Source organism: Amycolatopsis sp. cmx-4-61 (genome assembly GCF_046548775.1).
GTDB lineage: Bacteria > Actinomycetota > Actinomycetes > Mycobacteriales > Pseudonocardiaceae > Amycolatopsis.
Genome location: NZ_JAEBEI010000008.1, coordinates 250,831 through 271,151, shown reverse-complemented (window position 1 = coordinate 271,151; position 20,321 = coordinate 250,831). Strand labels below are relative to the sequence as shown.

Genomic DNA, 20,321 nt, shown 5'->3' with positions numbered 1-20,321 from the left:
TCACCCCGCGGCCGCCCGCGACCGCGCCGGATCCACCGCCGCCAGCAGGTCACGCGCGCACGCCCGCGCCGCAAACACCGCCGGGCCGCGGTACCCCGGCCCCGCGTGCCGCGCCGGATCGAGCAGGCGCTCCGCCCGCTCGGCCGCCGCCACCGCCCGGTCCACGCTTCCGGCGTCGGCCAGCACACCGCACGCTTCCGCCAGCTCCGCCACCGCCTCGTCCCACGCCCGCGGCAGCTCTTCGCCGGCGTCGACGGCGGCGCGGGCGACGCGCACCAGCCCGAGCACCGCGTTGGCCTGCAGGGTCAGGTGCCTGCTGCGGGCGATGGCCTGGAGCACGTCGCGCCGCGACCGCCACCGGAGCGGGGCGATCAGCACCACCTGGCGCGCCGTTCCGCGGGCCTGGGACAGGGCCGCCAGCCGGGTGTGGATGCGCTGGCCCGTCGCCAGTTCGCGATCGGGGTCGGCCCCGCCGGCGGGGACGTCCGAGAGCCCGGCCAGCGCGTCGCGCAGTTCCGCGAACAGGCCGCGCTCGGCTTCGGCGAGCAGGCGGTGCGGGTCCGCCGGCACCAGCAGGACCCCGATCACCACCACCACACCCCCGCCGACGAGCGCGTCGACCAGCCGTTCGGTCCCCGATCCCGGGCGGTGCAGCGCCAGGATGAGGATCGCCGACGCCGCGGTCTGGTTGACGAACATCAGCCCCTGGCCGAACGGGCCGCCGCCGAAGGCCAAGGCGCCGTACACCGCCAGGAGCGCCGCCGCCGCGAACGCGACCGGCCCGGTGCCCGCCACCGCCTCGACGACCGTGCCGAGCACGATCCCCAGTGCGACCCCGCACATCAGCTGCAGCGCCCGCTGGCCGCGCAGCACGTCGCTGGCCGACAGCGAAACCGCCGCCGCGATCGGCGCGAAGAACGGCTGCGGGTGCCCGAGCAGGTCGTGGGCGACGAACCAGGACACGCTCACCGCGACGGCGGTCTGGACCACCGCCCACCGCGGCCGCCGGAACCGCGCGGCGGCCGCCCGCGCCGCCTCGCGCAGGCGTTGCCGCGCCCGGACTTCCATCACCGGCGGGTACCCGCCGGGGCGACGGTCAAGCCGGAAGTCCACTGTGGACTTTCCGGCGCGGCGGAACGCCGGCGGGCCGTGGTGGGGCAACCGCCGACGCTCCTGGTGACCACGCCGTGCGTGGTGGTCAGCCCAGTCCCGGCCCCCGCGCCGCCTGCGGGCCCGCCGTGCTCCGGCCCGCGCGGGACGTCAGCAGGCCCAACGCGATCATGCCGACACCCAGCACCAGGTGCAGCCAGTTGTCGGCGTTGTTCACCGGCACGAAGTTCGCGTCGCTGCCGCGGTCGATCAGCAGCCCGTACAGCCACAGCACCAGGTACACGACCCCACCGGCGATCAGGAACAACCGCGCGCCCCGCGCGGTCCGGGCCGAGGCCAGCCCGACCACCCCGAAGAGCAGGTGCACGATGTTGTGCAACACGGACACCATGAACAACCCCAGCAACATCGCCATCGAATCGTGCCCGGCGAAACTCAGCTGGTCGTAATGAGTGGTGACACCCGGGATGAACCCGAGCACGCCGACCAGCAGGAAAACGACCGAAACGACCGCGGCCGCGACCTGCACCGGCGTCCGGGAGCCCGTGTGAGTGGCAGTGGACATGGCATTTCCTTTCCGCACGCGCCACGGGAGCGGCGCCACGACCTGCGCATACCCGCGCTCACCTCCGTTAAGCGGACGTTCGCCGCCGGCTTCGGGGCGCGATCGGCAGGCATATCCGGCGTCGCAGCGGTTAATCTGAGCCGGACCAGACGAACAAGTGCCACTCCCCTGGCGTAACGCTGCGGTCCCGTGCGCGGCCGCGGAAAGGCGAGGGTCATGGCGGAAGTCCGCATGGAGCTCACCCACCGGCCGCGCTCGGCCGTGCTCACCCTGAGCGGAACCCTCGACCTGCGGTCCCACGCCACCGTGCGCGACGGCCTGCTGAAGGCCGGCACCGAAGCGCCGGACGGCCTGATCGCCGACGTCTCCGGCCTGGACTTCGCGAGCGACGCCCGGCTGAGCGTCTTCGCGCTCGTGGCGATGCGCCTGGGCAACTGGCCGGGGATCCCGTTCGCGCTGGTCGCCCGGTCACCGGAGAAGGCGGCGCTGCTCCGGCGTCTGCCCATGGCGCGCTACGCGCCGGTGTACGGCGACGCGGGCGAAGCCGAGCGCGAGTTCGGCGGTCCGGTGCGCCGTCGTGCCGTCCGCGAGTTCGCGCGCACCGGCACGACCGCGCTCGCCGCGCGGGAGTTCGTCGCCGAGGTGTGCCGCGCGTGGGGCGTCCCGGACCTCGTCGAGGACGCCCTCGTGATCGTGACCGAGCTGGTGGAGAACACGCTTCAGCACACCGGCTCCTGCCCGGAAGTCCGCGTCGAGCTCCGCCACGGCCTCTGCACGATCGCCGTCGCCGACGACGACCCGCACCCGGCCGAGCTCCGCGAGCGGCAGTCGACGACGGAACCCGGCCTCGGCCTGAAGCTCGTGGCGCAGTTCGCCCGCGTGTGGGGCTGCAGCGGATCCTGGCGCGGCGGCAAGGTCGTCTGGGCCACGTTGAGCGTGGCCACGGACCTCCTGGGCGCCGACGCGGCCCGGACCGGCCGGCGACTCCGCTGACGGGTCCCGCCTCGGTCAGGCAAGGCAGGGGCGGCCGCGAGCGGAAGCGGAGACGGCGCCGGGCTCGGCCGGAGAGGGACGCGGCCGGTGGTCGGGCCCGCACACCCACGATCCGGTGAGCGGCGCCCCACGCGTGCGGGGCGCCGCTCACCGGCGTCAGCGCTGCAGGGTCAGGACACCCGGGCGCCAGGGCAGGTGGTTGTAGTCCGTGCCGTCGGAGCTCGGGTTCCGGCCCTGGTACAGCAGCTGCAGGTGGCAGGGATCGATGGTCTTCGTCTGGTCCGGGTTGGCGCGGACCAGGTCACCGTGGCTGATGTCGTTCGTCCAGGTCGTTCCGCTGTTGGCCTTGCCCGCGAAGGGGTTGCTCTCCGTCGCCGCCTGCGGGGTCCACGAGCCGCCCAGGCTGGTGGCCGTGAAGGAACGGAAGAACCGCCCGTTCGCGCCCATCGCCTCGACCAGCATCAGGTACTGGCTGCGGCCCTGGACCTTGTAGACCTCGACCGCTTCGAACAGGTTGGCCGTCGTGTCGCTCATGATCGTCGTGTACGACGAGCCGAAGCTGCCCGGGAAGCTGCCGATCGGCATCGTCGCCCGGTAGATCCGGCCGTTGTCACCGGCGAAGAACAGGTACATGTTCGTGCCGTCGCCGATGAGGGTCTGGTCCAGGGGCGCCGAGCCGGGGATGCTGCCGGAGAACAGTTCCTGCGGCGCCGACCAGCCGTTCGCGTTGGCGGGGTCGCTCGACGTCCGGTAGCTGAACGCGGTCGGGCCCCACTGGTAGGCCAGCACCCAGACGTTCTTGGGCGCGAAGTAGAACAGCGTGGGCGCCACGGTGCCGGAGTTCATCCCGTTCTGGCCCGCCGAAGCCATGTCGGACCAGTTGGTGAACGGGCTGAAGGCCATCGAGCCGTACGACCCCGCCGAATTGACCGTCGACCCGTAGACCAGGTGCTTGCCGTTGTAGACGACGCTGCTGAAGTCCTTGAGCGCGATCCAGTCCCCCTTCGGGGTGGCCAGCGGACCGGTCGAGGACCAGCGGTACGTCGACGGCAAGGCGCACGAGGAGGTGTCGCCGACCCGGACGAGCTGCCACTGCTGGTTGGCGCCGTTCCAGTCGCCGTACTGGACGACGGCCGCGCCGTCCGCGGTCGATGCGCCCGTCACCTCCACGGCCTTGCCGCTGTTGCGGTTGATCAGCCGGACGTAACCGCCGTCGGAGTCGGCGAGGGCGAACTGCTGGTTCGTGCCGTTCAGGTCCGTCCACTGCTGGACTTTCGCGCCGTCGGCGGTGGACCGGTTGCCGATGTCGAGGACCTTGCCGGAGTTCTTCGACTTCAGCCGGTAGTACCCGGCGCCGGAGTCGGCGAACTGCCACTGCTGGTTGGTGCCGTCGTGGCGGGACCACTGGTTGATCGCCGCGCCGTCGGCGGTGGACGCCCCCGAGACGTCCATCGCCTTGCCGCTGTTCCGGTTGATCAGCACGTACCAGGCATTCGGGTCGACGGTGGCCGCCGACGCCGCAGCCGCGCCGGCCACGACCACCCCGGTGGCCCCGAGGACTGTGGCGAGCAGAGCGCTCAGCGCGCGCCCCCACCGGCTGCGGCGCCGTGGCACCGGACCCGTCGAATTCATGGGGTTTCTCCTTCGTCGAGACCAAGTCGAGTTAGCGCTAACACAATTGGCCGGGCAAATCACCGGCCCGCTTCCGCGCCGGTAAGCGGAAACTGCGATTGCGGGTTGCCACACCTGGGGTTCGAGCCAATGTAACCAGCCGACGTGACCCCGTCAACGGCCGATCTTCAGTCCCAGAGCCGGAAATTGGCCACCTCTGCACCGATCGACCACCGCCCACCTTGTCGAATGCCATTCGACAAGCCGCTCCGGGAAAATATCTCCGGACCGCCGCGACAAACGAATTCTTCGAACGGCGGCCCGCCCGGTTGGCCGAAGCCGATTACCCCTTCGGCCGCGTTGCTTTCGCCCCGCGTCGGGTAACGTCGACCGGTCGTTGCCCGCCACCGGACGTCCGGTACCGCACCGAGCGGAGGCCACCGGGCGCGCCTTCCTCACCGGACGCCGCACCGGCGGAGTCGCGGCGGCCGGCCGCACAAAGCGGGCGCTTACAATGAGCACGACCGGGCCGGCCGTCGTGGCCGCCGGGGCGGCGGTACCAGCTGGGAGGATCACCGGATGACGATGTCGCTGTCGGCCGAGCTCTGGCCGGACGTGCAGCCGGAGACCGCCCGCCGGCTCATGCTCGCCGGGGTGGAGGCGTTCGCCCAGCGGGGCTACCACGCCACCACCACCCGGGACATCGCCGGCGCCGCGGGGATGTCGCCCGCCGCGCTTTACGTGCACTTCCCCTCCAAGGCCGCGCTGCTGTTCGCCATCAGCCGGTACGGCCACGAGCAGACCCTCGCGCTCGTCGAGAACGTCGTCGCCAAGGAAGCCGATCCCGTCGAGCGGATCCGGCTGATCGTCGAGGACTTCGTCGCCTGGCACGCCCGGCGCCACACCGTCGCGCGGGTCGTCCAGTACGAGCTGCAGGCCCTGCCCGAGCAGGAGTTCGAGGTGGTCGCCGCCCTGCGGCGCCGGATCGAGCGGATCGTGCGGGACGTCATCGCGGAGGGCGCCGGCGCCGGTGTCTTCACCGTGTCCGACCCCCACGTCGCCGCGCGCGCGGTGCTTTCGCTCGGCGTCGACGTCGCCCGCTGGTACAGCGAGCGCGCCCGCCAGACGCCGGCCGCGCTGGGCAAGGAGTACGGCGGGCTCGTGCTGCGCATGCTGGGCGTGTCCGCCGAGTAGCGGACACATCCTGACCGCTATCTCTGGCACGGTGCCCCCGTGTCCAACGTTCTCGACGCGCGGGCCCTCAACCGCGCCACCCTCGCCCGGCAGCTGCTGCTCGAACGCGCCGAGCTGCCCGTGCTCGACGCCGTCGCCCACCTCGGCGGCCTGCAGGCGCAGGAGCCGCAGGAACCGTTCACCGGGCTGTGGTCGCGCCTGCGCGGGTTCGACCCGGCCGCACTGGACGCGCTGCTGACCGGGCGGCGGGTCGTGCGCACCCACCTCCTGCGCCGCACCGTCCACCTCCTCGCCGCCGACGACGTGCTGGCGTGGCGGAGCCGGTTCGACGCCATGCTGCTGCAGCGGGTCGTCGGCGTCTACCGCCGCGAGCTCGAGGGCGTCGACTTCGCGGAACTGGCCGCGGCCGGCCGGGCGGTGCTGGCCGACGGCGAGCCGCGTTCGATGGGCGAGCTCGCGCGGGCGGTCGCCGACCGGTGGCCCGAACCGGGCCCGCGTCCGCTCGGCGAGCTGCTGGTCGCCGCGCTGATCCCGTCGGTGCAGCTGCCGCCGCGCGGGCTGTGGCGCACCAGGGCGGGCGTGCGGAACCTCCCCCTGGCCACCTGGCTCGGCCGCGAGGCGGACCCGCTCGACCCCGGCGACGGCGTCGGGCGCGCGCTGGTGCGGCGCTACCTGGCGGCGTTCGGCCCGGCGGCGACGGCGGACCTGCGCGCGTGGTGCGGCCTGGCCGGGCTGCCGGCGGCGGTGAAGGCGGTGCGCGAGGAGCTGGTGGTCTTCCGCGACGAGCGGGGCCGCGAGCTGCTCGACCTGCCCGGAGCGCCCCGCCCCGACCCGGACACTCCGGCCCCGGTGCGCTTCCTGCCGGCGTTCGACAACGCGATCCTCGGCTACGACGACCGCTCCCGCATCATCGACGACGCCCACCGCGGGCTCTCGGTCGCGGGCGAGCGGGTGGTCCTGCTCGACGGCCGTGTCTCGGCGACCTGGACGGTGGCGGACGACGCGGTGGTGGTCCGGCCACTGCGGCGGTTGACGAAGGCGGAACGCGCCGAGGTGACGGCCGAGGGCAGCGAGCTGGCCGCGTTCTTGAGCGAGGGCGAAAGCGCTTGCGTCCGGGTGGAAGCGCCCTAGCCGGCCCTCCTCAGCCCACCGCGCGGGCGAACCGCTCCGCCACCTCCCGCAGCCGCTCGACCAGCCCCGGTGGGGCCTCTTCCACCACGAAGTCGAACCCCCACTGGGCCAGGTGGTACGGCACCGCATCGAGGTCGTTCGCCCCGGTGCGGACCCGGCAGCTGTGCTCGTCGATCGCCTCCACGACGCCCGACGTCGGCGGCACCCGGCGGGCCACCACGCCGGCCGGGACCGCCACGCGCAACACGAGCTGGTGCGGGTACGGCGCCGTCGAAATCTGGCGGGACACGTACTCCGCGAGGTCCGGCGCGGGCGGCTCGCGCGGGGTGAAGCGGAACCCGGCCACCGGCACGCCCGTGATGCGGTCCACCCGGAACGTGCGCCAGCCCGCGCGGTCGACGTCGAAGGCGACCAGGTACCAGCGCCACCCCGTGTGGACCAGCCGCAGCGGCTCGACCGACCGGTGCGTCGCGGCGCCGGACCGGTCGGCGTAGCCGAAGCGCAGCCGCTCGTGGTCGCGGCAGGCCGCCGCGATCGCCGTCAGCACCGAGGCGTCCACCGTCGGACCCGTGCCGGGCAGGGAGACCGTGGCCGCCTGCAGAGCGCCGACGCGGGGACGCAGGCGGGCGGGCAGCACCTGCTCCAGCTTCGCCAGTGCGCGCACCGACGTCTCCTCGATGCCGGCGACCGTGCCGCTCGCCGCCGTGCGCAGGCCGACCGCGACCGCGACGGCCTCGTCGTCGTCCAGCAGCAGCGGGGGCAGCGCCGCGCCCGCCCCCAGCCGGTAGCCGCCCGCCACGCCCGGCGTCGCGTGCACCGGGTAGCCGAGGGAGCGCAGCCGCTCGACGTCACGGCGGATCGTGCGGACGTCGACCTCGAGCCGCGCCGCGAGGTCCGCGCCCGGCCAGTCCCGGCGCGCCTGCAGCAGGGACAGCAGCCGGAGCAGCCGTTCCGAAGTGCCGTACATGAGCACGCAGTGTGCCAGACATCGCGGACAGCTCCTGTCCGTGATTCGCCGGAAGGTGCCGAACACTTGCCAGGCACCACCCCGGCCGGAAAGAGTGACGCATGCCGATCGATCCGCACGCGCTGCTGGCCGTCGCCCGCGAAGAAGCCGAACTGGGCAAAGCCGAAGGGGGCGTTCCGATCGGGGCCGCGCTCTTCGACTCCGCGGGCACGCTGCTGGGCCGCGGGCACAACCGGCGGGTGCAGGACGGCGATCCGTCGATGCACGCCGAGACCGCGGCGTTCCGCAACGCCGGCCGCCGCCCGCACTACCGGGACACGATCATGGTCACCACGCTCTCGCCGTGCTGGTACTGCTCGGGGCTCGTCCGTCAGTTCGGTATCGGGCGCGTCGTCATCGGTGAGGCCGAGACGTTCCACGGCGGTCACGACTGGCTCGCCGGGCTGGGGGTCGAGATCACCCTGCTCGACGATCCCGGCTGCACCGCGCTGATGACCGGGTTCATCGCGGCGCGCCCGGACCTGTGGTTCGAGGACATCGGGGTCGAGAAGTCCGAATAGGACAGTTCTGGCGAGGAGCCGGTATGCCGTCATCCGTTCCGCTCGTGGACCTTTCGCCGTGGTTCGCGGGCACGTCCGAGGGCCGGGCCGAAGTGGCGGGCCGGATCGACAGCGCGCTGCGGGAGTCCGGCTTCCTGCTGGTCACCGGGCACGGCGTCCCGGACGACCTGCGGCACCGGACCCGCGAGCTGGCGCGGGAGTTCTTCGCGCTGCCCGAGGACGTCAAGCAGCGCTACGCCGTCACGGTCGGCGGCCGCGGCTGGCTGCCGCCGGGCGTCGAGGCCAACGGCTACGCCGAGGGCACCGAAACCCCGCCTGACCTCAAGGAGTCCTATTCGGCGGGTGCCGACACCCGCACCGGCGTCGCGGAGATCGACGGGTTCTGGTTCCAGCCGAACGTCTGGCCGCACGAGGTGCCCGGCCTGGGCGAGGCGGCCACGGAGTACATGCGCCGGATGCGGGCGCTGGCGGACCACCTGCTGGAGATGTTCGCCGCCGCGCTCGGCCTCGCCCAGAGCCACTTCACCCGGCACACCGGGCACCCGACGTACACGTTCAACATCAACTGGTACCCGCCGCTGACCCGCGTCGGCCCGCCGGCGCCGGACCAGTTCCGGATCGGCCCGCACACCGACTTCGGCACGGTCACGGTGCTCGACCGCCAGGCCGGCGCGGGCGGCCTGCAGGTCTGCACGGCCGGCGGCGAGTGGGCGGACGCGCCCTTCCACCCGGACGCGTTCACGGTCAACATCGGCGACCTGATGGCCCGCTGGACGGGCGACCGCTGGCGGTCGACGCGCCACCGCGTCCTCCCCCCGCCCGCGACGGCACCCGACGAGGACCTCGTGTCGCTGATCTTCTTCTACGAGACCGACCACGACGCGCGGATCACCTCACTGGCGCCGCCGCTGGGCACCCGGACCTACCCCGAGGTGATCGCGTCGCAGTACCTGAAGGAAAAGCTCAACGCGATCACGATGAGCTGACGATCAGTCGCAGATCCGTGCGGCCACCGCGCCCGGGAGAACCGCCGGTTGCACCCCTTCCACAACGGTGGGGTCACGACTCCCGCTCGGCGCACACCGTCCGGTTCCGGCCCGCCGCCTTCGCTTGCAGCAACGCCTGTTCCGCCGCCAGCAGCGCGTCCGCGAGGACGCCGTCCGGCGCGCAGCCCGCCACGCCGATCGACACCGTCACCCCGACGAACTGCGGGCCGTCGCCGGAGGCCTTCAGCGCCACCAGGGTCGAGGCGATCCGCAGCCGGATCCGCTCGGCGATCGCCATCGCGTCGAAGGGGCCGGTGCCCGGCAGCAGCACCGCGAACTCCTCGCCGCCGGAGCGGCCCACGAGGTCGGCGGCCCGGACCTCGTCGCGCAGGGTGCCGGCGACCGCCCGCAGGACCGCGTCGCCGACGCGGACGCCGTAGCGGTCGTTGAGCAGGCGGAAGTGGTCGAGGTCGAGCAGCAGCACGGCCGGGCCGGGACCACCCGGGCGGTCCAGCCGGGCTTCGGCGGCGCCGCGCCAGGAGGCGGCGGTCAGCACGCCGGTGCCGGGGTCGAGGGTGACGTGGTCGCGGCGCCCGGCGCCCAGCCCGCCGCGGTGCAGCACGACGGTGGCGCCGGCCAGCACCGGGACCAGCAGCGGCGCCGCGACGACGGCCCAGGCGAGCGGGAGGCCCAACGCGGTCATGGCGGCGTCGAAGGCGTGTCCCGCCGCGGCTTCGCGCGGGCGGCGGGGGCCGTCGGCACCGGTCACCAGCGCCGCGTTCACCACGAGGAACACCAGCCCGGCCACGGTCAGCAGGCCGACGGTCCGGGCGTCGAGGACCTCGCCGAGCGGCCGGACGCCGGTCGCGGTGAGGAACGCACCGGCGGCGAGCCCGGCCAGCGTGGTCGCCGCGGCGCCGAACACCTGCCGGTACCCGGGTTTTCTGCGGACCCGGGACCACTGGTGCAGCGCCGAGAGCACCACCAGCGCGACGGCGAAGCCGGGCCGCAGCACGAGCACCCCGGCGAAGATCCACGGCGTGTCGACGCCGGGCCCGAGGAGGGTGTCCTCGCGGTGGCGTTCGACCGGCCGCGCGAGCTCCGCCGAAACCAGCATCCCGGCCGCGAGCAGCGCGAACGGCGTCAGCATGGCGGTGGCGGGCGGGAACCGGAGGGCGGCGAGCGCGACCGCGGCGACGGCGAGCGCGTCGACCCCGACGAGGTAGCAGACGCTGCCGCGGCGCGGCAGCCCCCACAGCGCCCACCGCCGCAGGGCCCAGCGCCGCGGGACGAGGGCGGGCAGGAACCGGCCCGGGCGGCGGTCGCCGCCGGCGGCGACCGTGGAATCCCCCACCATTTCGGCAAAGTAGCCGGAATGCGCGCCAGTGTCGATCCGCCTTAAGGGGAATTTAACACGGTGGGATCGCACCGGCACCGTCAGTCATTTTCCGACCGACGGAGGGTTGACACGCAACATTGGTCTAGTCCACTGTGTGGTGGCACACAGCACTCCTCCCGGGTTGATCCCGCCGCCTCAAACCGGAGGTGCTCCACCCTGCACGTTCGGAGGACCCCCATGAAATCAGTGCGCCGTCTGCTCACCCTCGCGGCCGCGGCTTCGGCCGCCCTGGCCACGACGGTCGGGCTCGCCCCGCAGGCCATGGCCGCGGTCGACCCGGTGCTCGCCTCCCCGTACCTCTACCAGTGGGGCGGGCAGACCAGCCCGACCGCGGCGATGTCCGCGACCGGCGTGAAAGCGTTTACGCTGGCCTTCGTCCTGTCGGACGGCACCTGCAACCCCAAGTGGGACGGCACCCGGTCGCTGACCGGCTCCGACAAGACGATGATCCAGAACATCCGCAACGCGGGCGGGGACGTGATCCCCTCCTTCGGCGGCTGGTCCGGCACGAAGCTGGGCTCGAAGTGCACGTCGGCCTCGGCGCTCGCGGGTGCCTACCAGAAGGTGATCGACGCCTACGGCCTCAAGGCGATCGACCTGGACATCGAGAACACCGACGAGTTCCAGAACAACACGGTCCAGGACCGCATCCTGAACGCGGTCAAGCTGACCAAGCAGAACAACCCGAACCTCAAGGTCGTCATCACCATCGGCACCACCACGACCGGCCCCGACTCGTGGGGCAAGCGCCTGATCAACCAGGCCAAGGCGATCGGCGCGCCGGTCGACGTCTGGTCGGTCATGCCGTTCGACTTCTCCAGCGGCGGTGACATGGCGGCGCTGACGAAGTCGGCGGTCGACGGGCTGAAGAACCAGCTCAAGACCACGTTCGGCTGGAGCGACGACACCGCCTACCGGCACAGCGGCCTCTCCTCGATGAACGGCAAGACCGACAACGCGGGCGAGACGGTCACGGTGGCGAACTTCAATTCCATCCGCGGCTACGCGGCGAGCCACCACCTGGCCCGCTTCACGTTCTGGGCCACCAACCGCGACTGCAGCGGCGGTGGCGAGTGCAGCGGCATCACGCAGGACAAGTACGCGTTCACCAAGATCGTCGCCGGCTACACCGGCTGACACGGGCCCGTAGTGGGGCAGTCGGAGGCCCTCTCACCGGCATCGGGGCCGGTGAGGGGGCCTTCGCGGGTCAGCGTCGCCAGCCGCCGCAGTAGTACGGGTTGCACGGGTAGGAGTTCCACCGCGGGTCCCATGTGGACGGCTTCGTCGTGACGGGGGCCGGAGGCGGCAGTTCGACGGTCACGGTCGGGGTGGGAGTCGGCGTCCGGCGCGCGTGCATGACCACGGGTGACGGCGTGGTCGTCTCGGTCGGGACGGCGAGCGCGGTCGACGACGGGGGAACGGCGGTGGCCGGCTGCAGCTGCGGGAACTGCGTGGACCCGGGCACGGGATCCGGCCGCGTCGCCAGCACGAGCACCAGCCCCCCGAGCACGACGATCACCGCCGACGCCAGCGCCATCCGAGCGGCCCCACCGGTCGCGCGTCCGGGCTCGCCGCCGCGCAGCGCCGCCAGCTCGGCCGCGCGCGAGCCGGGTTTGCGCGGCCGCGCCCCGGTCTGTTCCAGCAGTTCGTCGACCGTGACCCGGTCCCGCCGCCTGCGCGCCCTGCGCGTCATGCACGACCTCCACCCGTACCCGGCCGCCGCGCTCGCCCGCGGCCGCATGATCCGGGGTGGATAGTAGAAACCCTTGCGGCAATTGTAAACGCGCTGATCGCCGCGGTCTCGTTACCGGTTCGAGACAACCGGACGGCGTTCCCGGCCGTAGCTGTCAACGAGGCCGAGCGGCTTTGGGCCGCACCCTTCACCGGGCCACGAGCCGCCGCCGCAACCCCGCCACCCGGCGGGTCACCGGAGCGAACTCGGGCAACCTCAGCAACGCCAGCAACCCGAACGGCACCGCCATCCCCAGCAGCCCCTGCACCGGCAGCTTCACCCACGCCCCCGCGATCACCCCGAGCGAAGCCGGTACCGCGCGCCCCGCCAGCACCGCCGCCACCACGCCCAGGCCGCTCACCGACAGGGTGATCAGCCCGACCCGCAGCGACCGCTTGCTGCGCAGGTGCCCGAGCCGGACCCACAGCCAGACCTGGCCCAGCACCGCCCCCACCACGAACCCGGCGCCGTTGACGAGCATGACTCCGTAGACCACGTGCTCGCCGTCGAGCAGACCCCGGCACAGCAGGAGCAGGGGGATCTTCACCGCCGTCATCACCAGCATGATCAGCGTGGGCGTGCGGGCGTCCTTCATCGCGTAGAACACCCGCAGCTGCAACATCACCAGCGCGAACGGCAGCAGCCCGACCGCCGACACGGCCAGGGTCTGGCCGAGCCGCTCGGCGTCGTCGAGGGTGCCGCGGCCCCACGTGAAGATCGCGATGCCGATCGGGGTGCCGACCACCGCCAGCACCGCCGAAATCGGGACGAAGAGCACCGTCGACATGCGGGAGGCGAGCGAAAGGTCGCCGACGAGCGAGACCGTGTCGCCGTCCGCGGCGGCGCGGCTCATCCGCGGCATCAGTGCCGTCAGCAGCGAGACCCCGAGAATCCCGTACGGCAGCTGGAAGAGCAGGGACGCGTAGCTGTAGGCCGTGACGCCACCGCTGTTGCCGCCGGTCAGCACGCGGGTGGTGATGACGAACCCGACGTGGCTGACCACGACGTAGCCGAGGATCCACGCCGCGAGGCCGCCGAACTCCTTGATCCGCGGGTCGAACCCCCAGCGCCAGCGGAACCGGAACCCGGTGCGCAGCAGCGCCGGGACCAGCACGACCGCCTGCGCCACGATGCCGAGCGTGGTGCCGAGGCCGAGCACCAGCAGCTTGGGGTCGCTCATCCGGACCGGGTCGAGGGTCAGCTCCCCCGGCACGACGGCGAACACCACCAGCGTGCCGGTGACGACGACGTTGTTCAGCACCGGCGCCCAGGCCGGCGGGCCGAAGACGTTCTGCGCGTTGAGGATGGCCGAGAACAGCGCGAACAGGCCGTAGAAGAGGATCTGCGGGAGCAGCAGGTACGCCAGCGCGGTGGTCAGCGCCGAGTTGGCCGTCGCGGACGATCGGTCGACGTAGAGCGCGGTGAACAGCGGGGCGATCGCCACCGCGACGGCCGTGCCGACGGTCAGCAGCACCAGCGCCATCGTGATCAGCCGCTGGGTGTAGGCGCGGCCGCCGTCCGGGTCGTCGTGGGAACGGACCAGCAGCGGCACCACCACGCTGGCCAGGACACCGCCGAAGAGCAGTTCGAAGACGATGTTGGGCAGCGTGTTGGCGACGGTGAAGGAGTCGTTGACGACCCCGGCCCCGGCCACGGCGGCGAGCAGCAGCTTCGCGACGAATCCGGTGACCCGGCTGACGGCGGAGGCGACCGCCATCCGGCCGCTGGAGCGGGCCAGCGACGAGCCGGCGCCCTCCCCGCGGCCGGCGCTGACCGGCGACGCGGGCGGCCGCGCGACGATCTGGCCGGCGAACTCATCGTACGGCCGCCGCGAGACGTCGAGGTCACGGGTGGGCCAGTGCGGGCCCCGCAGCTCGCTCGGGAGGAAGACCGTCGCCTCGTCGTCCACCGGTGGTGGGTGCTCCGCCATGGGGACAAGCCTGCCAGTTCAAGGCCTTACACGGGAGTCCGAACACCTGTTCGAACGCGCGACCCTCCGTGACGCTCAGGCCGCGACGGTGATCGCCAGCGCGGCCCGCCCGGCCTCGGTCAGTTCGGCGGGCACCCGCCCGGTGGCGCCCTCGACGGCTGGCCGCAGGTAACCGCCGTGCGCGAGCGCGTGCGCGGTCATCTGATCGCAGCAGGCGAATCCGTCGATGAAGAGGTCCGGCTCGCAGCTGCACGACATCTGCGCACGTCCCGCGGCCACCGCCTTCAGCATGGCCATCGCGCGGTGGGTGAGCTCGACTCCTGAACCGGACACCGGACTGCCTTTCTCGTTGCCGCTACAACGGGTTATTCGCCCGTTGGGCCGATTGTGTTACTTACGGCACTATGACGCCCGGGACGCGACCGAGGTTCCGTCCGGGCGCTCAGCGGCGGGGTTCGAGCTTCAGGTCCCCGCGCATCACCGCCCGGATGTGGTCGCTCGCCAGCAGGTCGTGCGGGTAGCCGAGGTCGACGGCGCCGGCCTCGTCGAGGCGCGCCAGCTGGTCGCCGGTGAACTCGACCGCCAGGGCGTCCAGGTTGCCGGTGAGCTGCTCCGGTGTGCGGGCCCCGACGATCGGGGCGGTCACGCCCGGGTTCTGCAGGGTCCAGGCCAGCCCGACCTGGGCGGGTGTCCGGCCCAGCTCCGCGGCGACCGCCTCGACCACCTCGGCGATGGCGAGGTTCCGGTCGGTGACCACGCCCAGCCCGGCGTTGAACTTCGCGCGGACGCCTTCGGGGGTACCGCCGCGGCGGTACTTGCCGGTGAGCAGGCCACCCGCCAGCGGCGAGTACGGCGTCACCCCCAGTCCCATCGCCCGCGCCATCGGGATCAGGTCGCGTTCGGCGGCGCGGTTGACCAGGTTGTACTCGATCTGCAGCGCGACCAGCGGAGACCAGCCGCGCAGGTCGGCGATCGCCTGCATGCGCGAGATCTCCCACGCCGGGGCGTTGGAGATCGCCACGTACAGGACCTTGCCGCGGCGCACCAGGTCGTCCAGACCACGCAGGATCTCCTCCACCGGGGTCGTGAAGTCCCACACGTGCAGGTAGAGCACGTCGAGGTAGTCGGTCCCGAGCCGCCGCAGGCTGGTTTCCACCGACGCGAACAGGCTCTTGCGGTGGGCCCCGGTGGCGTTCGGGTCGCCGGGGCGGCGCAGCGTCGTGTACTTCGTGGCCAGCACGAGGCTCTCCCGGCCGCTGCGGGTGAACTCGCCGAGCAGCCGCTCGGAGCTGCCGTCGGTGTAGGTGTTCGCGGTGTCGATGAAGTTCCCGCCGCGTTCGACGTAGGTGTCGAACAGCTTGCGCGCTTCGGCTTTCTCCGCGCCCCAGCCCCATTCCGTGCCGAAGGTGGCCGTGCCCAGCGCCAGCGGGGAAACCCGCAGCCCGGATCGGCCCAGCAGCCGGTAGGTGTCGAGGGTGAGTGGCATCCGTCCTCCCGTTGATCTGTCGGGAGTGAGTCTCGGGCCGCGGCGGCCGCGGGGTAAGGGAAGCGGTTTCCTGGGAACACGAGTCCCACCCCGGCTGTTGCAGTGATCATGACGACGCCCACCGCGGAGCTGGCCGCGTTCCTGCGCGCCCGGCGGGAACGCCTGGACCCGCGCGACTTCGGGCTGCCGCCCCGCCGCCGGACGCCGGGACTGCGCCGTGAAGACGTCGCCGAGCTGGCCGGCATCAGCGTCGACTACGTCGTCCGGCTGGAGCAGGCGCGCGGGCTGCGGCCGTCGGCCGAGGTCGTGGAGGCACTGGCCGGCGCCCTGCGCCTGACCCCCGGCGAACGCGCGTACCTGTTCGACCTGGCCGGGCAGCGCCCCCGTGACACCGGCGGGGTCGCCACGACCGCGGCGGCGCCGCTGGCCCGGCTCGTCACCGACCTGTCCCCGCTGCCGGCCATGCTCCTCAACCACCGCTACGACGTCCTGGCGTGGAACCCCGAGATGGCCCGGCTGCTGGTGGACTTCGGCACGCTGCCGCCGGCCCGGCGCAACGCGATCTGGCTGTGCCTGATGCACCCGCGGGTGCGCGAGTTCTACGTCGACCGGGACCGCGTGGTGCGGGAGGGGATCGCCCACCTGCGGGCCGCGTGGGCCGCGCACCCGGACGACCGGGCGCTCACCGGCCTCATCCGGGAACTGACGAGCGGGAGCGCGGAGTTCGCGCGGCTGTGGGACCGGCAGGACGTCAAGGTCAACGGCCGCGGGCGCAAGGTCGTGCGCCACCCCGAGGCCGGCGTCCTCACCGTGCAGTTCGAGACGCTCCGGCCGCTGGAGGACCCCGGCCAGCTGCTGGTGATCCACCGCGCCGCCGACGAGCCGAGCCGGGCGGCGCTGGACCGGCTCACCCGAGCCGCAGCTCCAGCGTCCGCGCCCACTCCCTGACGATCTGCTTCCGCCGCCGCGCGTCGTCGGTCAGCAGGTTCGCCAGGCCGAGGCCGCGGGCCAGGTCGAGGGTGGCCTGGACCAGTTCGCGCACCCCCGGCCGGGACTCGTCGACGCCGAGCAGCTCCACCGTCACCCGGTGCGCCTCGCGGCCGACCCGGGCTTCCAGCGGCACGAGCACGTCGCGCAGGGCGTCGTCGGTCGCCGCCACCGACCACAGCTGCAGGGCCGCGCGGAACAGCGGGCCCGTGTACAGGTTCAGCACCATCTCCACGACCCGCTCGATGCGGGACGCGCCGCTCGGCAGGTCGGCGGCCTGCGCGCGCAGCTCGTCGATCTGGGCCTCGCCGAGCAGGTCGACCGCCGCCACCACGAGGTCTTCGCGCGCCGGGAAGTGGTGCTGGGCCGCGCCGCGGGAGACGCCCGCGCGCTCGGCGATGCCGGCCACCGTCACGCCGTGCCAGCCGCGCTCGCCGAAGCTGTCGAGCGCGGCTTCGATCAGCCGCCGCCGTGTGGTGCGGCTGCGTTCCTGCTGGGGTTCGCGGATGCCGGTCAAGCCGGCCCCTAGTACGACTTCGGGAGGCCGAGGCTGTGCTGGCCGACGAAGTTGAGCACCATCTCGCGGCTGACCGGGGCGATCCGGCCGAGCCGCACCGCCGTGACCAGCGTGCCGAGGCCGTATTCGGTGGCCAGGCCGTTGCCGCCGTGGGTCTGCACGGCCTGGTCGGTGGCGCGGATGGCGACCTCGGCGGCCGCGTACTTGGCCATGTTGGCCGACTCGCCCGCGCCGAAGTCGTCGCCGGAGTCGTAGAGCGACGCCGCCTTCTGCGTCATCAGCTTCGCGAGTTCCAGCTCGATCTTGATCTCCGCGAGGGGGTGCGCGAGGCCCTGGTGGGTACCGATCGGGGTGCCCCAGACCTGCCGCTGGTTCGCGTAGCCGACGGCCTTGGCCAGCGCGTACCGCGCGATGCCGAGGGAGAACGACGCGCCCATGATGCGTTCGGGGTTGAGCCCGGCGAACAGCTGCGCGATCGCGGCGTCCTCCTCGCCGACCAGCGCCTCGGCGGGGAGCTTGACGTCGTCGAGGAACAGCGAGAACTGGTTCTCCGGCGCGACGATGTCCATCGGGATCTTCGTGTACTCGAAGCCCGGGGTGCCGGTCGGCAGGATGAACAGCGCGGGCTTGAGCCGGCCGGTCTTGGCGTCCTCGGTGCGGCCGACGACGAGCACGGCGTCGGCCTCGTCGACGCCGGAGATGTAGACCTTGCGTCCATTGAGGACCCAACCGTCGCCGTCGCGCTTGGCGGTGGTGGTGATCTTGTGCGAGTTCGACCCGGCGTCCGGCTCGGTGATCGCGAAGACCATCCGCTTGGTGCCGTCGGCGATGCCGGGCAGCCACTGCTTCTTCTGCTCTTCGGTGCCGAAGCGGGAAATCACCGTGCCGCAGATCGCCGGCGAGACGACCATGAGCAGCAGCGGCGAACCCGCGGCGGCGAGTTCCTCCAGGACCGCGGCGAGGTCGGCGATGCCGGCTCCCCCGCCGCCGTACTGCTCGGGGAGGTTCACACCGAGGTAGCCCAGGCGCCCGGCCTCGTCCCACAGCTCGTGGGTCTTCTCGCCGGCGCGGGCCTTGCGGGCGTAGTACTCGTGCCCGTACTTGGCGCCGAGTTCGGCGACGGCCTTGCGAAGCGCGATCCGCTCCTCCGGCTCGATGAAGTTCATCGCGTTCATTCTGCTTCTCCCACCACGGTGTCCGATCGTGCGTCTCCGACGACGGCGAGGATCGCGCCCACTTCGACCTGCTGTCCCACCCTCACCGGCAGTTCCGCGACCACGCCGTCGGCGGGGGCGGCGATCCGGTGTTCCATCTTCATCGCTTCGAGCCACAGCAGCGGGTCGCCCGCCTTGACCGGGTCCCCCGCCTGGACGGCGAGCCGGACGACGGTGCCCGGCATCGGCGCGACCAGCGATCCCGCCGCGAGTGCGGCGTCCGGGTCGGCGAACCGCGGCTGCGCCTTCAGCGCCACCGAACCGAGGACCGAGTCCACATAGGACACGCCGTCGTGGCGGGCGACGTCGAAGGTGCGCCGCACCCCGGCGACGTCCAGCACGACCCGGCCGGGCTCATGGGACACCAGCTCGGTGTCGAAGCCCTCGGCCTCGAGGCCGTCGCGGGTGAGCGAGTAGACGATTTCGTGCTCGCGAGCGCCGACCGTGAAGACCTTGCGCTGCCCGGCCGACCGGACGTTGCGCCAGCCGCTGGGCAGCCTGCGCTGCGTCGTGGCTCGCGCCCGGTTGCCTGCGGCGTCCGCCAGGGCCGCCGCGAGCGCGGACAGCCGTTCGGTGTCGGGCGTGGCCAGCGGCGCGGCCAGGGTGTCGAGGCCGTGGCGGTCGAAGAACGCCGTGTCGGTCTCCCCGGCCAGGAAGGCTTCGTGGCGGAGGATGTTCACCAGCAGGTCGCGGTTGGTGACGACGCCGTGGATCTTCGTCGTCGCCAGGGCTTTGGCGAGCCGCCGGGCGGCTTCGGCGCGGGTCGGCGCCCAGGTGATGACCTTGGCGAGCATCGGGTCGTAGTGGACGCCCACCACCGAGCCGGTCTCGAAGCCGGAATCGAGCCGCAGCCCGGGTCCGTGGGTGAACGACCGGTCCACATCGGGCACTTCGAACGTGTGCAGCGTGCCGCTCTGCGGCTGCCACCCGGCGGCCGGGTCTTCGGCGTAGAGCCGGACCTCGATGGAGTGGCCCACGGTCGGCGGCGGGCCGGCCGGGAGCCGCTCGCCCTCGGCGATGCGCAGCTGCAGCGCGACGAGGTCGAGACCGGTCACGTTCTCGGTGACCGGGTGCTCGACCTGCAGCCGGGTGTTCATCTCGAGGAAGTAGAAGCGGCCGTCGGGTGCGGCGAGGAACTCGACCGTGCCCGCGCCGACGTAGTCGATCGCCTTCGCGGCCTTGCGGGCCGCCTCGAACAGCTCCTCGCGCATGGCCGCGTCGACGAACGGCGACGGCGCTTCCTCGACGACCTTCTGGTGCCGCCGCTGGATCGAGCATTCCCGCTCCCCCACCGCCCACACCGTGCCGTGGGAGTCGGCGAGCACCTGGACCTCGATGTGGCGCCCGGTCTCGAGGTAGCGCTCGCAGAAGACGGTCGGGTCGCCGAAGGCGGACCCCGCCTCGGCGCTCGCGCCTTCGACCGCTTCGGCCAGCTCGTCGAGGGACCGGACCACGCGCATGCCGCGCCCGCCACCACCCGCCGACGCCTTGACCAGCAACGGAAGGTCGGCTTCGGTGACCGAGTCCAGGTCCAGTTCGGACAGCACCGGGACACCGGCCGCGGCCATCAGCCGCTTGGACTCCACCTTGGAGCCCATGGTTTCGATGGCCTCCGGCGGCGGCCCGACCCAGGTGAGCCCGGCGTCGAGGACGGCCCGCGCGAACGCGGCGTTTTCCGACAGGAAGCCGTAACCCGGGTGGACGGCGTCGGCGCCGGTGTCGGCCGCGGCCTTCACCAGCAGCTCGGCCCGCAGGTAGGTCTCGGCGGGTGCGTTGCCGGGCAGCCGGACGGCCACGTCGGCTTCGCGGGCGTGCGGGGCGGCGGCATCGGCGTCGGAGAACACCGCGACCGTGCCGATGCCGGCGTCGCGGCAGCTGGAGAAGACGCGGCGGGCGATCTCGCCGCGGTTGGCGACCAGCAGGTTCTGGATCATCGCTG

The 20,321-nt window shown here is 72.7% G+C and carries 19 protein-coding genes; 7 read left to right on the top strand and 12 right to left on the bottom strand.

The window, feature by feature from the left end; all coding sequences use genetic code 11:
* Complete coding sequence (locus ACLJOU_RS24085) at window positions 1-1,161, bottom strand: FUSC family protein (protein WP_410570096.1); 1,161 nt, start codon at window positions 1,159-1,161, stop codon at window positions 1-3.
* A 37-nt stretch (window positions 1,162-1,198) separates the two neighbouring features.
* Entirely contained in the window at window positions 1,199-1,675 is a 477-nt protein-coding gene (locus tag ACLJOU_RS24080) for a DUF4383 domain-containing protein (RefSeq protein ID WP_410570094.1), read from the bottom strand.
* Window positions 1,676-1,891: 216 nt separating this feature from the next.
* Here ACLJOU_RS24080 and ACLJOU_RS24075 point away from each other — a divergent pair, with 216 nt between their 5' ends.
* On the top strand, window positions 1,892-2,668 hold the full coding sequence (locus ACLJOU_RS24075; RefSeq protein ID WP_410570092.1) for an ATP-binding protein: 777 nt from the start codon (window positions 1,892-1,894) through the stop codon (window positions 2,666-2,668).
* Window positions 2,669-2,824: 156 nt separating this feature from the next.
* Here ACLJOU_RS24075 and ACLJOU_RS24070 read toward each other — a convergent pair whose 3' ends face one another.
* Window positions 2,825-4,300 carry a non-reducing end alpha-L-arabinofuranosidase family hydrolase gene (locus ACLJOU_RS24070; RefSeq protein WP_410570090.1) on the bottom strand — a complete coding sequence of 492 codons (1,476 nt, stop codon included), beginning with the start codon at window positions 4,298-4,300 and terminating at the stop codon, window positions 2,825-2,827.
* A gap of 558 nt (window positions 4,301-4,858) precedes the next feature.
* Here ACLJOU_RS24070 and ACLJOU_RS24065 point away from each other — a divergent pair.
* Window positions 4,859-5,473: a TetR/AcrR family transcriptional regulator gene (locus ACLJOU_RS24065; protein ID WP_410570088.1), complete on the top strand. Its 615-nt coding sequence runs from the start codon at window positions 4,859-4,861 to the stop codon at window positions 5,471-5,473.
* A 39-nt stretch (window positions 5,474-5,512) separates the two neighbouring features.
* Window positions 5,513-6,604 carry a winged helix DNA-binding domain-containing protein gene (locus tag ACLJOU_RS24060; protein WP_410570087.1) on the top strand — a complete coding sequence of 364 codons (1,092 nt, stop codon included), beginning with the start codon at window positions 5,513-5,515 and terminating at the stop codon, window positions 6,602-6,604.
* Window positions 6,605-6,614: 10 nt separating this feature from the next.
* On the opposite strand, the gene ACLJOU_RS24055 is transcribed toward ACLJOU_RS24060, so the two are convergent.
* A complete protein-coding gene (locus tag ACLJOU_RS24055; protein ID WP_410570085.1) occupies window positions 6,615-7,571 on the bottom strand; it encodes a helix-turn-helix transcriptional regulator in 957 nt (318 codons plus the stop codon).
* Between the two features lie 101 nt (window positions 7,572-7,672).
* On the opposite strand from ACLJOU_RS24055, the gene ACLJOU_RS24050 reads away from it, so the two are divergent.
* Both ACLJOU_RS24050 and ACLJOU_RS24045 read left to right on the top strand, forming a co-directional pair.
* Window positions 7,673-8,131, top strand: coding sequence for a nucleoside deaminase (locus ACLJOU_RS24050; RefSeq protein WP_410570084.1), 459 nt, complete (start codon window positions 7,673-7,675; stop codon window positions 8,129-8,131).
* A gap of 23 nt (window positions 8,132-8,154) precedes the next feature.
* Window positions 8,155-9,117, top strand: a complete 963-nt coding sequence (locus ACLJOU_RS24045) for an isopenicillin N synthase family dioxygenase (RefSeq protein WP_410570082.1) — start codon at window positions 8,155-8,157, stop codon at window positions 9,115-9,117.
* Window positions 9,118-9,190: 73 nt separating this feature from the next.
* Here ACLJOU_RS24045 and ACLJOU_RS24040 read toward each other — a convergent pair whose 3' ends face one another.
* The gene (locus tag ACLJOU_RS24040) at window positions 9,191-10,474 is read right to left on the bottom strand and encodes a diguanylate cyclase (protein WP_410570081.1); all 1,284 of its coding nucleotides are present in this window, start codon (window positions 10,472-10,474) and stop codon (window positions 9,191-9,193) included.
* A 219-nt stretch (window positions 10,475-10,693) separates the two neighbouring features.
* On the opposite strand from ACLJOU_RS24040, the gene ACLJOU_RS24035 reads away from it, so the two are divergent.
* On the top strand, window positions 10,694-11,653 hold the full coding sequence (locus ACLJOU_RS24035; RefSeq protein WP_410570080.1) for a chitinase: 960 nt from the start codon (window positions 10,694-10,696) through the stop codon (window positions 11,651-11,653).
* Window positions 11,654-11,723: 70 nt separating this feature from the next.
* On the opposite strand, the gene ACLJOU_RS24030 is transcribed toward ACLJOU_RS24035, so the two are convergent.
* The 4 genes from ACLJOU_RS24030 to ACLJOU_RS24015 all read right to left on the bottom strand — a co-directional run bounded on the left by ACLJOU_RS24030 (window position 11,724) and on the right by ACLJOU_RS24015 (window position 15,664).
* Window positions 11,724-12,209, bottom strand: a complete 486-nt coding sequence (locus ACLJOU_RS24030; protein ID WP_410570079.1) for a hypothetical protein — start codon at window positions 12,207-12,209, stop codon at window positions 11,724-11,726.
* 187 nt (window positions 12,210-12,396) lie between these two features.
* Window positions 12,397-14,178, bottom strand: coding sequence for a murein biosynthesis integral membrane protein MurJ (gene murJ, locus ACLJOU_RS24025; protein WP_410570078.1), 1,782 nt, complete (start codon window positions 14,176-14,178; stop codon window positions 12,397-12,399).
* A gap of 75 nt (window positions 14,179-14,253) precedes the next feature.
* Entirely contained in the window at window positions 14,254-14,511 is a 258-nt protein-coding gene (locus ACLJOU_RS24020) for a hypothetical protein (RefSeq protein WP_410570077.1), read from the bottom strand.
* A 109-nt stretch (window positions 14,512-14,620) separates the two neighbouring features.
* The gene (locus tag ACLJOU_RS24015) at window positions 14,621-15,664 is read right to left on the bottom strand and encodes an aldo/keto reductase (RefSeq protein ID WP_410570075.1); all 1,044 of its coding nucleotides are present in this window, start codon (window positions 15,662-15,664) and stop codon (window positions 14,621-14,623) included.
* Window positions 15,665-15,772: 108 nt separating this feature from the next.
* Between ACLJOU_RS24015 and ACLJOU_RS24010 the strand changes: the two genes are divergently transcribed.
* On the top strand, window positions 15,773-16,612 hold the full coding sequence (locus ACLJOU_RS24010; RefSeq protein ID WP_410570073.1) for a helix-turn-helix domain-containing protein: 840 nt from the start codon (window positions 15,773-15,775) through the stop codon (window positions 16,610-16,612).
* On the opposite strand, the gene ACLJOU_RS24005 is transcribed toward ACLJOU_RS24010, so the two are convergent.
* The 3 genes from ACLJOU_RS24005 to ACLJOU_RS23995 are packed head-to-tail and all read right to left on the bottom strand — an operon-like array spanning window position 16,572 to window position 20,316.
* Entirely contained in the window at window positions 16,572-17,168 is a 597-nt protein-coding gene (locus ACLJOU_RS24005) for a TetR/AcrR family transcriptional regulator (RefSeq protein WP_410570071.1), read from the bottom strand. The two genes, ACLJOU_RS24010 and ACLJOU_RS24005, sit on opposite strands and share 41 nt — an antisense overlap.
* An 8-nt stretch (window positions 17,169-17,176) precedes the next feature.
* Window positions 17,177-18,343, bottom strand: a complete 1,167-nt coding sequence (locus ACLJOU_RS24000) for an acyl-CoA dehydrogenase family protein (protein WP_410570069.1) — start codon at window positions 18,341-18,343, stop codon at window positions 17,177-17,179.
* Window positions 18,340-20,316, bottom strand: coding sequence for an acetyl/propionyl/methylcrotonyl-CoA carboxylase subunit alpha (locus tag ACLJOU_RS23995; protein ID WP_410570068.1), 1,977 nt, complete (start codon window positions 20,314-20,316; stop codon window positions 18,340-18,342). The genes ACLJOU_RS24000 and ACLJOU_RS23995 overlap by 4 nt, the downstream gene beginning before the upstream one ends.
* Between the last annotated feature and the right edge of the window lie 5 nt (window positions 20,317-20,321).

Excerpts from the sequence above, each read along its gene's own strand:
- ACLJOU_RS24015 (WP_410570075.1), bottom strand. The coding sequence starts at position 15,664 with ATGCCACTCACCCTCGACACCTACCGGCTGCTGGGCCGATCCGGGCTG.
- ACLJOU_RS24045 (WP_410570082.1), top strand. The coding sequence starts at position 8,155 with ATGCCGTCATCCGTTCCGCTCGTGGACCTTTCGCCGTGGTTCGCGGGC.
- ACLJOU_RS24055 (WP_410570085.1), bottom strand. The coding sequence starts at position 7,571 with ATGTACGGCACTTCGGAACGGCTGCTCCGGCTGCTGTCCCTGCTGCAG.
- ACLJOU_RS24000 (WP_410570069.1), bottom strand. The coding sequence starts at position 18,343 with ATGAACGCGATGAACTTCATCGAGCCGGAGGAGCGGATCGCGCTTCGC.
- ACLJOU_RS24050 (WP_410570084.1), top strand. The coding sequence starts at position 7,673 with ATGCCGATCGATCCGCACGCGCTGCTGGCCGTCGCCCGCGAAGAAGCC.
- ACLJOU_RS24040 (WP_410570081.1), bottom strand. The coding sequence starts at position 10,474 with ATGGTGGGGGATTCCACGGTCGCCGCCGGCGGCGACCGCCGCCCGGGC.
- ACLJOU_RS24080 (WP_410570094.1), bottom strand. The coding sequence starts at position 1,675 with ATGTCCACTGCCACTCACACGGGCTCCCGGACGCCGGTGCAGGTCGCG.
- ACLJOU_RS24070 (WP_410570090.1), bottom strand. The coding sequence starts at position 4,300 with ATGAATTCGACGGGTCCGGTGCCACGGCGCCGCAGCCGGTGGGGGCGC.
- ACLJOU_RS24035 (WP_410570080.1), top strand. The coding sequence starts at position 10,694 with ATGAAATCAGTGCGCCGTCTGCTCACCCTCGCGGCCGCGGCTTCGGCC.
- ACLJOU_RS24065 (WP_410570088.1), top strand. The coding sequence starts at position 4,859 with ATGACGATGTCGCTGTCGGCCGAGCTCTGGCCGGACGTGCAGCCGGAG.
- ACLJOU_RS24010 (WP_410570073.1), top strand. The coding sequence starts at position 15,773 with ATGACGACGCCCACCGCGGAGCTGGCCGCGTTCCTGCGCGCCCGGCGG.
- ACLJOU_RS23995 (WP_410570068.1), bottom strand. The coding sequence starts at position 20,316 with ATGATCCAGAACCTGCTGGTCGCCAACCGCGGCGAGATCGCCCGCCGC.
- ACLJOU_RS24030 (WP_410570079.1), bottom strand. The coding sequence starts at position 12,209 with ATGACGCGCAGGGCGCGCAGGCGGCGGGACCGGGTCACGGTCGACGAA.
- ACLJOU_RS24075 (WP_410570092.1), top strand. The coding sequence starts at position 1,892 with ATGGCGGAAGTCCGCATGGAGCTCACCCACCGGCCGCGCTCGGCCGTG.
- murJ (WP_410570078.1), bottom strand. The coding sequence starts at position 14,178 with ATGGCGGAGCACCCACCACCGGTGGACGACGAGGCGACGGTCTTCCTC.